Annotated in this window: 9 protein-coding genes; 7 read left to right on the plus strand and 2 right to left on the minus strand. The window is 37.5% G+C overall.

Features of this window, described 5'->3' with window-relative positions:
- Nucleotides 1–272: 272 nt before the first annotated feature.
- Genes pgaA through pgaD form a run of 4 tightly spaced genes read left to right on the plus strand, consistent with a single transcriptional unit; the run spans nucleotide 273 to nucleotide 6358 of the window.
- Nucleotides 273–2750 (plus strand): poly-beta-1,6 N-acetyl-D-glucosamine export porin PgaA, encoded by a 2478-nt coding sequence (pgaA, locus tag ACKI4H_RS18395; RefSeq protein ID WP_407308366.1) that lies wholly within the window; start codon nucleotides 273–275, stop codon nucleotides 2748–2750.
- Entirely contained in the window at nucleotides 2750–4588 is a 1839-nt protein-coding gene (gene pgaB / locus ACKI4H_RS18400; protein WP_407308368.1) for a poly-beta-1,6-N-acetyl-D-glucosamine N-deacetylase PgaB, read from the plus strand. Before pgaA ends, pgaB (ACKI4H_RS18400) begins: the two co-directional genes overlap by 1 nt.
- Nucleotides 4588–5856, plus strand: a complete 1269-nt coding sequence (gene pgaC, locus ACKI4H_RS18405; protein WP_407308370.1) for a poly-beta-1,6-N-acetyl-D-glucosamine synthase — start codon at nucleotides 4588–4590, stop codon at nucleotides 5854–5856. The genes pgaB (ACKI4H_RS18400) and pgaC overlap by 1 nt, the downstream gene beginning before the upstream one ends.
- Nucleotides 5849–6358, plus strand: coding sequence for a poly-beta-1,6-N-acetyl-D-glucosamine biosynthesis protein PgaD (pgaD, locus tag ACKI4H_RS18410; protein ID WP_407308373.1), 510 nt, complete (start codon nucleotides 5849–5851; stop codon nucleotides 6356–6358). Before pgaC ends, pgaD begins: the two co-directional genes overlap by 8 nt.
- Here pgaD and pgaB (ACKI4H_RS18415) read toward each other — a convergent pair.
- Nucleotides 6324–7550, minus strand: coding sequence for a poly-beta-1,6-N-acetyl-D-glucosamine N-deacetylase PgaB (pgaB, locus tag ACKI4H_RS18415; RefSeq protein ID WP_407308375.1), 1227 nt, complete (start codon nucleotides 7548–7550; stop codon nucleotides 6324–6326). The two genes, pgaD and pgaB (ACKI4H_RS18415), sit on opposite strands and share 35 nt — an antisense overlap.
- Nucleotides 7551–8268: 718 nt before the next feature.
- Nucleotides 8269–8811: a hypothetical protein gene (locus ACKI4H_RS18420; RefSeq protein WP_407308378.1), complete on the minus strand. Its 543-nt coding sequence runs from the start codon at nucleotides 8809–8811 to the stop codon at nucleotides 8269–8271.
- Nucleotides 8812–9144: 333 nt separating this feature from the next.
- On the opposite strand from ACKI4H_RS18420, the gene cysD reads away from it, so the two are divergent.
- The 3 genes from cysD (at nucleotide 9145) to ACKI4H_RS18435 (ending at nucleotide 13257) form a co-directional block, all read left to right on the plus strand.
- Complete coding sequence (cysD, locus tag ACKI4H_RS18425; protein ID WP_407308380.1) at nucleotides 9145–10059, plus strand: sulfate adenylyltransferase subunit CysD; 915 nt, start codon at nucleotides 9145–9147, stop codon at nucleotides 10057–10059.
- Nucleotides 10060–10174: 115 nt separating this feature from the next.
- Entirely contained in the window at nucleotides 10175–11791 is a 1617-nt protein-coding gene (gene cysN / locus ACKI4H_RS18430; protein ID WP_407308382.1) for a sulfate adenylyltransferase subunit CysN, read from the plus strand.
- Nucleotides 11792–11878: 87 nt separating this feature from the next.
- Nucleotides 11879–13257 (plus strand): IS3 family transposase gene (locus ACKI4H_RS18435; RefSeq protein WP_407308385.1). Its coding sequence is split into 2 segments (ribosomal slippage): nucleotides 11879–12353 and nucleotides 12353–13257, totalling 1380 coding nucleotides; the frame shifts between segments, so codons are not numbered across the junction.
- Nucleotides 13258–13519 lie beyond the last annotated feature (262 nt).

Here is a 13519-nt window from a genome sequence, read left to right on the forward strand (position 1 = left end):
TTTAAAATCACCACATTGATAATTGGATAAAAAATATGCTTTAATTGGTAATTAAATTCTTTTACAGAGAAAGAAACGAAAAATAAGAATATATATAAATGTTTTTCATGGTTAAAATAAAGTGATACTTATCGCATTAATTTATAAAAATACAAAATTAAACACAAAAAATAGTTAATATCAGTGGGTTTATGGGTATCGTTTATTGCACTGCGATGCTCCATGAATAATGAATAATGAATAATGAATAATGAATAATGAATATTTTAAATATGAATAAAATAAATTCTAAATTAAATATACTTACCCTTTCTTGTTGCACTTTACTGTTTTCTTCATGCTTGCATGCAGAATTGTTGTATCGGGACTCTGTTGATCCGCAACGAGAAGAAATTGTGGCTTTAATTAAGCAAGGGCAAGTAGAGGTGGGCTTACAAAAACTCAGGCAATTATTGGTTCTCCAGCCCAATAATCAGAAACTGATTGCTGACTTTGTGGTGACATCCTATGAGCATCAAAAATTTGCTGAGCAAGATATTAAATATCTTTCTGGGATAAAAACTGCTCAATTCCCGCAATATGCAAAGGTTAGCGTAATTAAGGCACTGCGGGATTTAAAGGAATTCGAATTAGCAGAACAATGGGCAAAAAAATTCGCTCAGAATGATCCCGATCAGAAATGGTGGGTTTTAATAGGGGTATTACAGGCAGAAGCGGGCAAAACGGTGGAAGCAAAAAACACACTTTCACGGGTTGATATCAATTATATGGAGGCGGATTATTTAGCACAGCTCGCTTATGCATATAAATTATTAGGTATGCCCATTGAGCAACTGAACGCAGCTAGCCTAGCTGTTAAAAAGAATCAAAATATCAGTACACAAGAACAGTATGTATTGGCACTTATGAGCAATGCTGATTATGCTCAAGCTGAAAAATATATTGAAGGCAATGAATCATTAAGGAAAAATTCCCAACTAGGAGCTAATGTAAAAATTAGTGAATTTACCCAACGTATTTTAAATGCAGTAGAGTATTACAGGCTTTCAACTTACCGTGATCGTGGAAATGTTGCTTATCAACAGCTTGATCAAGTCATCGCCGATATGGACAAGTTTGAAGCCCAGTTGCCTAATGATGAAAATATCAAACGTAAATTTTATTATGAATATATTTATGCATTGAATCAGCGAAATCTATCTAAAAAAGTTCTTGAACAAATTCCAAAAGTTGGATTGCCAATTGATCAGATGCCTGCTTATGTCCGTCATTCGATTGCGGATACATATTTAAAGATGCGACAACCTAAATTGGCTGAAACTCAATATAAAAGTTTGTTAAAAGAAAAAAACTATCCAAATTTTAATGTTTATTCCGGTATTTATTACGCTTTAATTGAACAAGAAAAGTTTGAAGAAGCCAATCAATTACTCTTAGATATGGACAAGTTATTACCTACTTTTAAATATAGTAATGCAAAAGGGGTGGATAAAGTAACCCATAATGACCGTAGTGAATATTTAGGATTAGTGGGTCTCAATTATGCCTATCGTAATCAGGATGCTAAGGCGGAACAGCATTTTGAGGAGCTGGTTGCAAAAGCACCCAATAATGTCGTTTATCAAAATCATCTGGCACTCATTCAACGATGGCGTGAAAAACCACAGCGGTCTGAATGGACATTGGCCCAGTGGGATGGTGTTGAACCTGTTGATCAAGGTGTTCGAATTAATCATTTACAGAACATGCAAGCATTAGGTGATATTCAACAGTGGCGTAAACAGAATGCTTATCTCATTCAAAATATTCCAGGAGATACCGCAGTCATAAAAAGTAAAAAAGAACTTGATGATCGAAATCATGCCTCTATTCAACATCAGAGTATTTTTTCAGAGAGCGAATCTGATAATTCTGCTTTGCTCAATCGTTTAAAGGGAAGTCAAGAACAGGAAAACTGGACCCGTATTAACAGTCCTTGGTTTTATGACAATTATCGTGCTTTTGCAGATCATCATATTCGTTCGGCTGACTACACGGAGGGTAGGATTGATGATCAACGCTTAGGGCTTGGTCTTGAATGGGCCTCTCGTCGTAAAGTTGCAAATATTATGCTTTCTCAAAGCATAGATGATCAAGACGATCGTTTTGGTGTGCAATTGAATTGGTCCCAATGGTTGAATGATCATTGGCAGTATATTTTAGGTTTTAATAGTCAGGCTGATATTCCCTTACAAGCTATTAGAAATGGGGATGAAGGTCACTCTTATACCATTGGAATGAACTGGAAGCAGAATGAGTCTCGTGAAGCGGGAGCGATTTATCAACTGATGGATATTAATGATGGAAATACCCGTCAGGAATTTTCCACTTACTTTAAACAACAGGTTTTTCAGTCACCCCATCATATTACCAATGTGACTTTAGGGGGGTATTATGGTCAAAACGATAAAATTCAAGTGGATTATTTTAATCCTGAAGAAAGTTATAGCGTAGAAATGACTTTAAAACATGAATGGATGACTTGGCGTCGTTATGACCAGTATTTTAAACAACATTTTGAAGCAGCCATCGGAACTTTTGACCAACATGGATTTTCCTCAAAACCGATTTTTAACGTGTTTTATCAACATGACTGGAAACTTAATCGTACATGGAATCTTAACTACGGTATTGGGTGGGGGACGCATCCTTACGATGGCGAAGATGAAAAGAGAACGTATGGACGTATTGGTTTTGAGGGGCGTTTTTAATGAAGCACATTACAAAAAAAATATTTGCAGTCATGATAATAACATGTCTGGCAATTCCAGCCCCGAGTATGGCTCAAAATGGAATAAAAGCTGCAATTGAAATACCTGATAATCTGTTTGTGACACTTACTTTTCATGATGTGCGAGATGATGTTGCCCAATCAGGAGATCGAGATATTTATGCAATCAGTACTAAAAATTTAGCGCAATACTTTGCATGGCTTCAGCGAGAAGGCTGGCATCCAATTCGCTTGAAGGATGTATGGCAAGCTCGCCAAAAGAAAAAAAGCTTGCCTCCTAAATCAGTATTATTGACTTTTGATGATGGTGCATTAAGTAATTATTCCCATGTTTATCCTTTATTGAAGCAATATAACTTTCCAGCTGTATTTGCTATTCCTACCAGTTGGATTAATGGTAATACCAAAGATGCCTATGAGGCATATGGTAAGAATAATCTGATGAACTGGGATCAAATGCGTGAAATGCAACAATCAGGTCTAACTGAATTTGTTTCACATTCTAATAATATGCATAAAGGCATTCTTGCCAATCCACAAAAAAATATGCAGCCTGCTGCAATTACCCGTGAATATTTTCCCAAACTTCAGAAATATGAATCCGATCAGGCTTATCACAAACGAGTGATTGCAGACTTGAAAAAATCTAAAGAAATTTTAGATTTTGAATTAGGCATTAGCACCCAAGGTATTTTCTGGCCTTATGGGGCAGTGACAAAAGAAAGTGAACAACTTGCAGAAAAGGCAGGATTGCCTATGTCTTTTAGTTTGGGCAGCATGTCTACCTTTGCAGACTCGGGCACAACATATCAACGCGCTCTTGTGATGGATAATCCAACGCCTGAAATGCTTCGTACTCAGATGGAAGATTTTTTAACTTTTGCCCGTGCCCCTCATAAGCAACGTCACAGTTTTATTCGTTTTGATTTGACGGAAATGGTTAGTCCGAATAATCAAATTTTCAATCAAAAACTTGGACAGTTTCTGGATCAAGCTAATGCATTAAAAACCAATATGATTTTATTAAAGGTAGTAGCTGATGAGAATGGGGATGGAAAAATAGATGTTACATATTTCCCAAATCGCCAGTTAAATATGCGTCAAGATATGCTTAATCGTACAGTTTGGCAGGCACGTACGCGTATTGGCAACAATGTATATGCCGAACTGCCGATTAGTCTGGAAACACAACAAGGTTTTAATCTTGCAGAGCTAACAGCGGATTTGGTTAAAAATAATACACATCTTGAGGGCTTGGTGATAGAAACTGGGGATGAATTTCTATGTGCCGTCCAAAATGAAACTTGGGATCCTCTCTGTACTCAGAAAATAAATCAAGTTTTTAAAATTAAAGAAAGAACTAAAGAAAAAGCCAAATATTATGCAAATATTAGTAGTAATTATCAAACTGCTTTAAAAATAAGCTTAAAGGATAAACATATTGAGGGTTTAAAACCTCTAATTGAGCATAGCTTAACTTATAGCGATTTCCTTTATATTGAATTTGATCCCGTTAAGCATCCTGAAATATTTAAAGCTATAAAAAAGCAGTTACAAAATTTAAATGATAAGCAAATACAGCGTTTGATATTTAGTTATACCGTCAATCCAAATGCTACAAAGCGTGAATGGCAACAGTATAAATATGATTATCAAACTTTAAAAAATTTATCTGTACAAAAAATAGGTGTCAATAACTATCACTTAGAAGAAGGTCAGAAGATTCAGGAAAATCTTTACCGGGAATTAAGTACCAATGGTAGTCCATTAACATATCGCAATCCTTATGAGCATACTTTGGCTAAGGGGGAAAAATAATGGAATGGTTTAATCAATATCAATTCAGTGATTTTTATTTTGGCTTTGCGTTTTTCTATCCATTATTTATGGCTTGGATTTGGATTGCAGGTGGCATTTGGTTTTATCTAAAGCATGAACGTAAACAACCTGCAACTCCACCCGTTAGCGAATATGCTTGTAGTATTATTATTCCTTGTTTTAATGAAGAAGGGCAGGTTAGAGATACGATTAAGTTCGCGATGCAAACCCAGTATCCAAATTTTGAAGTAATTGCGGTAAATGATGGGAGTCGAGATAAAACAGCAGATATTTTAGATCAGCTTTTACTGCAATACCCTAAACTCAGGGTGGTTCATTTGGCTGAAAACCAAGGTAAAGCCTATGCACTTCGTGCAGGTGCAATGGTCAGTCAAAATGAATATCTGATTTGTATTGATGGTGATACCTTATTACACCCCCATGCTGTGTTATGGATGATGTATCACTTAACTCGTTATCCTCGAGTTGGGGCGGTGACTGGTAATCCAAGGATTATCAATCGTTCTGGCATCCTTGGTAAAATTCAAGTGGGAGAATTCTCTTCCATTATTGGATTAATTAAACGGGCACAACGAACCTACGGGCGTATTTTTACCGTGTCAGGGGCAATTGCAGGTTTCCGTAAAACTGCTTTAGACCGCATTGGTTATTGGCGTGATGACATGATCACAGAGGATATCGATGTGTCATGGCGTTTGCAGTTCGATCATTGGGATCTGCAGTATGTACCCAAAGCATTATGTTATATCTATATGCCAGAAACATTGAAGGGTTTATGGAAACAACGTTTACGTTGGTCACAAGGTGGAATTGAAGTTTTATTTGCTTACTCTTTAAGCTTATTTAAATGGAATCTACGTCGAATGTGGTTGATTGCACTGGAATCTATTATCAGTGTGGTTTGGGCATATGTGATGGCGGGTATTATTGTCTTGTATTTATATGGTCTATTTTTCTCTTTACCGGGCGAATGGGCGATTCAGTCTCTCTTTCCTCAATGGTATGGGGTCATTCTAGGAATGACTTGTCTTGTTCAATTTTTTGTCAGTTTATGTATTGATAAACCCTACGACAAAGACCGAATCTTCAGGAACTATTTTTGGGTCATTTGGTATCCTTTGTTCTTCTGGATTCTCACTATGCTGACCACGGTCGTTGCATTACCTAAAACAATTTTCAAAACCCAAAAACGTGCACGATGGGTCAGCCCAGATCGTGGCTTTAGAGGAGAAATGGAAAATGACTAATTTAAACAAAAAATATAATCTTATTAAAGATGAGTCGAAGTTACAACTTCCTGAATATATTGACCGGCCAGAATATGTACGAAATAAGAGTATGGGTTACAGCTTGCAAATTGTAGGCTGGTTCATATTTATGTGGCTGTTTATGCCCCTGCTGACAGTGTTCTTCTGGTGGGTTGAAGGTAAAACAATTTATCAGCAAATGGTGGTACAGGCTACACCTGATAGTCAGCTGAGTTTAATGAATATGATTGTCATGATTGTCATCTTTATTGGTGTGCTTCTGCTTTGGGCGACTTACAACTGGATTCGCTTTTATAACCGTGAACGCCGTAGTACTCCTTTGGCTATAGATGAACACCAGCTTGCATTAAGCTTTAAAGTTAATAAGACAGATATTTTAAATATGCAACAGGCAAAGAATCTAACCCTTTATTATGATAACAAGGGGAAGTTAGAATTTATTGAGCTTAATCATCAGTTGAAAAAGCGGATTTCAGCCTAGCCGGTTGAGGATGTTCAGCGACAAAATCATCGGGATAATAACCAATGTGTTTTACTCCGTTTTTTTCCAAAAACTGTATGGTCTCAATAATTTCCTGTGTTGAAAGTTTCTGATTATTTTTCCAATTCACAGCTTGAAGTTCAAAAATAGTACGATCCAATTCGGGGTCGTATTTCTTTGAATGTTGAATTAAGTCTAAATAGAATTGCTGATGATCCTCTGCTTCTTCCATATAAGGCATTGCCATAATGGCATTGTAGTCATAGTGTTGATAAGTACTTGGCATCGACTGACTAAACCAGTTTTCGCTGATGGGATTTAATACTACCGGTGCATACATATTACGGGCAGTCAAAAGATTAGGTTGTTGCTGTTTAATAATTTTGCTAATCCCTTCTGCAAACTGATCCAGATATGCCGTCTTTAATTGAGCCAATTGTGATGGTTTGGAATATTTATGCAGTTGTGATACCTGATCTGAATTAAATCCCCAAGATTGATACATGCTTAAGGCAGGAGCAGAGATATCTTCATAATCACTCATCGTAATATCATCATGATAAAGAATACCGTCTACTGAATTGGATTTCATAAAATCTAAAAAAATTTCAGAAACATATTTAAGATTCTTTTGATCAAATGGAGAAACCCGAATATAGCCTTGTTTTCCCCCCTCACTATGTGAAATATAAGGAATATTATAGCTTTTTGGGAATTCCCATGCCATTAAAGGCAGCCAAGCATATATATGTTTCACTTGAGTCTTGTTACGAATTTGCTTCACCAGCAGAGGGAAAAGATTTTCTCTTAACGGAATATGACGGTTTCTAAAATAAACCTGATCTACCGAACCATTGGCATCTGGATCAGCAAAAGCCTGCAGGAAAATAGTATTGGGCTGAATCTGTTGAATGCGTTCAATTAAAGATTGAATATTGGTTTGTTGCTGTTTCTTGTTTTTGTCATAGACGTAGTCAATATCGATATGCATAATTCGCATCTGATCGATTTTAGTGGTTTTATTAACAGATAGAACAGTTTTTTTGACAATATTCTGCTGAACAATTTCATCAATAGGATGATGTTTAATTTGAGTTAAATTTGCAGAATTTACAGAAATAGGCAGGCAGCCTAAGCTTAAATAAAGACATTGGGTAAAACGTTTCTTATATAATTTTTTTAAACTTATCATTTTTTATACTCATTATTAGTTGATAATTCATTATATGGCCCATTATTGTCCTGAAATTCAGGAACCAGTTGTGGTTAGAGTGTGATCAGGTTTTGCGGGATAAAATTTATTAAGCTTGAACCAAATCTTGAATCGGAAACTTTTTTATTTTGAATAGGGTATTTAGGCTGTGTAGCACCCGTTAAAACCATATGGGCCTTGGGAGCAGCCCCAATAATCATTCCATAAATACTAATTTAATTCCATTGGTCTAGAATCACCTTCAATCAACCCCTTAAATTCATCAATTTCATAACAGCTTTCGCAATTCACTCTAACAGCGATAGCAGGATAGCTTTTAAAGGCAGGTATCCATTAATGCCAACAAATGGGACACCTGCAAATTGTACCTTTAGCGCAATGTTCTGATATTGAATAATTTGGCTATTGGGAGGAATGGAGTAATACCATTCCAATTTAGCTACGGCATTTTCTTTAAACTGCAAGCCACGGTAAATAGAGTGATTTATTAATATGTGCTATATAGGTAAGGTCAGCAGATAATGTAGCTTTTTGCAGACCTAATTCAAGTAAGTTTATGCAGAGTAATTGTATAAAACTTATTCGAGTTAAAATAAAAAATGCAGCCAATTTAGACTGCATTTTTTAGATTTTAATGACTTACTTAGAGGGAATTACTTAAAGCTTTAGACTTTAATTTTACTAAAAAATTTAAGCCTTAATTCAAGCAGGTCTGAATCCGGACTTTCATGTCTAAGACTTGTTGCACAATAAAGCTTTTCATCCAATTCACTGGTTTACCCATTGGATTAGTTTTAATTGCAGTATTCAGGAAATCCAATTCCGGTTTATTGAACAACTGGCTTTCAATTGCTTGCTCAAGTTGTGCGCTATTGGCTGCAAGGGGAAGGCTGACCAAATAGAATGCTTTGGGATAATTATAAAAGGCATAAAGCAAGTTAAATGCTTTTTGATCTGCCTTTAAATTACCCGCACTAATTTCATAGCTTCGATCCTGATTGCTGTGGGTCGCACCGATCAAAAAATCAAACTTATTGTCCAAAAGTCGTAGACCAAATTGTAATCCGATTTGGTCAGCAGTAAGCTCATGTTGAACAAAATTATTCAGGATGGAACCATCCTCATTTAAGGCTTCTTGAAGCACCAGTAAATGTGGGTTGTGTTGATAGATATAGCCGGCGAGTTGTGCATATTCTAGGCTGGATTTAACAGTGTTGATTGTAAGGTCTAGCGTAGGCATAATTCAAAGAACAGAGGAGATGGGGGACAGTCTGGCTACTGTAGGGGATTTACAAGCCGAATAGAATATAGGCTTGATATAAAATACCAATCAGCTTAGATTTTGTAAATTTTAATATAAGATAGTTATCAATGCTGACTCTGGGTAGAATAATTCCTCAGTCTAAAATAGATGATTAATAAAAGCTTATACTTCTTATTAGATAAGCTTTATATGACAATTTTGCATATCAATATCATAAAACAAGCAATGGATGAGATAACTAAATCACTATAATGAATATAAATTTTCAAAAGTGTCATAAGTACACGTTTTTCTAAGCTGGTGTTGTCCATGTCGTTAAATGAGGAAAGACTTACTCATCTCAAACAGCTAGAAGCTGAGAGTATTCATATCATCCGCGAAGTTGCTGCCGAGTTTGAAAATCCGGTCATGCTATATTCGATTGGTAAAGATTCTGCAGTCATGCTGCATCTTGCTTTAAAAGCATTCTATCCTGCAAAACTCCCATTCCCGCTATTGCATGTAGACACGGGTTGGAAGTTTAAAGACATGATCACATTCCGCGACAACATGGCCAAAACCCATGGTTTCGATCTGATCGTTCATCAAAATAAAGAAGGTAAAGACGCTGGGATCAATCCGTTTGATCACGGTAGTTCTAAATATACCGACATCATGAAAACTCAGGGCTTAAAGCAGGCTTTGGATAAATACAAGTTCGATGCTGCTTTTGGCGGCGCGCGCCGTGATGAAGAAAAATCACGTGCTAAAGAACGTGTATATTCATTCAGAGACAGCAAGCACCGTTGGGACCCGAAAAATCAGCGCCCTGAACTTTGGAATCTTTACAACGGTAAAGTAAACAAGGGTGAAAGTATTCGTGTGTTCCCATTGTCAAACTGGACTGAGCTTGATATCTGGCAGTACATTTATTTGGAAAGCATTCCATTAGTGCCACTTTACCTGGCGGCAGAACGTCCTGTAGTTGAACGTAGTGGCACGCTTATTATGGTTGATGATGAACGTATGCCTTTATTTGAGGGTGAAGTTCCACAAATGAAATCGGTACGTTTCCGTACTTTAGGTTGTTACCCATTAACGGGTGCGGTTGAATCGACTGCCGACACCTTGCCGGAAATTATCCAGGAAATGCTTTTAGCCACAAGCTCTGAACGTCAAGGTCGTATGATTGACCATGATGAAGCAGGCTCGATGGAAAAGAAAAAGCAAGAAGGTTATTTCTAAGCATCTCGAATCTCTTCCCTTGCGCAGCAGTGCTGCTCATCTTTCATCAAGAGGGATTTTGGGAGATTAGAGATGATGACAACCGATTTCTAAAGAATATGTGGAGCTTTGAGCAATGTCTCATCAATCAGAATTGATTAGCCAGGATATCTTGGCATATTTAAAACAGCACGAAAATAAAGACTTATTGCGTTTCCTTACTTGCGGTAACGTGGATGATGGTAAATCGACTTTAATTGGTCGTTTGCTTTACGATTCAAAATTGATCTATGAAGATCAATTGCAAGCCGTAACCCGCGACTCTAAAAAAGTCGGTACAACGGGTGATGCCCCTGATTTGGCACTGCTAGTAGACGGTCTGCAAGCGGAGCGTGAGCAGGGTATTACCATTGATGTCGCTTACCGTTATTTTTCGACTGAAAAACGCAAGTTCATCATTGCTGATACTCCGGGGCATGAGCAATACACCCGTAATATGGCGACAGGTGCATCGACCTGTGACCTTGCGATCATCCTGATTGATGCGCGTTACGGTGTGCAAACCCAGACCCGTCGTCATACTTATATTGCAAGCTTGCTCGGTATTAAGAATATTATTGTTGCGATCAATAAAATGGACTTAGTTGAATTCTCTGAAGCGCGCTTCAATGAAATTCAAGCAGATTATGCAAACTTCGTAAGCCAATTGGGCGACCGTAAGCCAAGCAACATCATCTTTACGCCTATTTCTGCATTGAATGGCGATAACGTGGTGAACAAGTCTGAAAATACACCGTGGTATACCGGTCAAACTTTAATGGGTTCACTTGAATCTGTTGAAATTAACCGTGATACCGTGAAACGTGATTTCCGTTTCCCTGTGCAATATGTCAACCGTCCTAACCTCGATTTCCGTGGTTTTGCAGGTACGATTGCGCTGGGTGAAATCAGCGTAGGTGATAAAGTTGTAGCGTTACCATCGGGTAAGTCTTCAACTGTTAAAGAAATCGTGACTTATGATGGCAACCTTGAACATGCATTTGCAGGTCAAGCGGTGACATTAACGTTAAACGATGAAATTGACGTTTCACGCGGTAATATGTTGATTCGTGCGGATCAGGGTATTCCTGCCATTTCACGTTCGGTAAAAGCGACTGTGGTATGGATGGCGGATCAACCGCTTGTACTTGGCAAGTTGTATAATATCAAAATTGGTACGCAAACTGTTCCTGCCAAAGTGACTGGCATCAATTTCCGTACCAATGTGAACACGCTTGAGCAAATGCAAGTAGATCACCTTGAGCTGAATGCCATTGCCAGTGTTACTGTTGAATTCGATGCGCCAGTGGTATTTGACCGTTATCAAGACAGCCGTTACACCGGTTCGTTTATCTTCATTGATCGTTTGAACAACGTAACGATTGGTGCAGGTATGGTGGAAGACACAGTTGAATGGTCTGCACATAGCAATCCTGTAACAGCGGAAGACCGTGCTGCGCGTTTAGGTCAAAAACCTGCGTCAATCACTGTGTCGAACAAAGCATTGGAAAATGCTCAAGCGCTTGAAAACTTGTTGCTTCAACAAGGCATCGTAGCGATTGCGAAAGCTGACCTTGATGCTGCTCAAGTTGCACTTCTTCGTGAAACAGGTATTGCAGTCATTACTAATGTTGCGGAAGGTACAGATGTAAGCTTCGCGCAAGAGTCGGTTGAAGAATTGGCTGATAAAATTGTGGAATTGGTTCGTCTATAAGACTGAATTGATTTAAAAGAAACCCGTCTTTATAATCTGCACCCCGAAAGTTGGACACTCTTAGTCTAATTTGAAGGGTGCTTTTTAATGGCTAAATATTCTCAAGAATTTAAATTAAAAGTTGTGGAGCATTACTTGTCTGGTCATGGCGACTCTGTAACAGGTCAAATTTTTAATGTTCATAGATCAGATGTTCAAAAGTGGAGTAAAGCATTTAAACTTTATGGCATGGCAGGCTTAGAACTCAGAAGATCTAAAACAACTTTCACGGTTGAATTTAAATATCAAGTTGTTAAAGCAATATGTGAGGAAGGAGCTTCATTAAGAGAAACGATGCAACGCTTTCATATTAAAGAAACAAGCACGTTAAGAGATTGGTTGAAACAATATAAAGAAAACGGTATAGATGGCTTGAAACCGAAAGCTAGAGGACGGCCCAAAAGCATGCTAAAGCCAAAGATAACGAGAGCTCAATATACTCAAGCAGATCAGGATAAAACCCATGAGGAACTGCTTGAGGAGTTGGCATATCTACGTGCTGAAGTTGCTTTCCTAAAAAAGCGGAGAGCCTTGATTCAGAAGCAGAAAGAACAGGAAAAAGTCGAACAGCAACGGCTGCAAGATTCATATCTGAATTAAGGCAAAACTACCCACTAAAGCATGTGCTATATGCAGCCAAGATGGCGCGTAGTACCTATTTTTATCATCAGAAGTCATCAAAAATCAATGATAAATACAGTGATTTAAAACAGCAAATCAAAGTGATCTATCATCAGCATACAGGGCGTTATGGGTATCGCAGGATTACCCTTGCATTGAGAAATACAGGTTTGATCGTGAACCATAAGTGTGTGCAGCGATTGATGATATCTATGAAGCTTAAATCACGTATTAGGGTTGTGAAATACCGTTCGTATAAAGGGCAAGTGGGTAAAATTGCAAACAATGTATTGCAGCGTCAATTTAAGGCTGAGCGACCTAATCAAAAATGGGTTACTGATGTGACTGAATTTAATATTCGGGGGGACAAGCTTTACCTATCTCCCGTCATGGACTTATTTAACGGTGAAATTATTGCATTTCAAATGGAACGTAGACCAGTATTCGGACTAGTCAAAGATATGCTTAAAGAGGCTATAGAGACACTCAACCTAAATGAGAAGCCAATGATCCATTCTGATCAAGGTTGGCAATATCAAATGAGATTTTACCAGAAACAGTTAGCAGAACGAGGGCTCACCCAAAGTATGTCACGTAAGGGGAATTGTTTAGATAATGCTGCTATGGAGAGCTTCTTTGGAATACTTAAATCTGAATGTTTCTATGGAGAAGAATTTAAATTAGTTGATGAATTGGAGCAAAAAGTGAAAGAATATATTTACTATTACAATCATGAAAGAATCAAGGTTAAATTGAAAGGACTGACCCCTGTAGAATACAGAAATCAGTCCTTAGAAATTGCCTAACTTACTGTCTAACTTTTGGGGGTCAGATCATTATGACGGGTTTTTTATTTGGATAAATTTTAGGTGGGTGAATAATATACAGTCATTTGAAAGTTGAACTTTCACTTAAATTGCTTCTCGATAGGTAATGCTCCCTGCAAATAATTGAGTTTAAAAGTAGAAAATCGAATAATCTTTATCCAAGGAGATTTTCTATGAAAATATCTAAATATTCAGACAGCTTAATTATGAGTATTTTGAAACAAGCTGAAGCAGGAACACC

The organism is Acinetobacter sp. (assembly GCF_045628685.1).
GTDB lineage: Bacteria > Pseudomonadota > Gammaproteobacteria > Pseudomonadales > Moraxellaceae > Acinetobacter.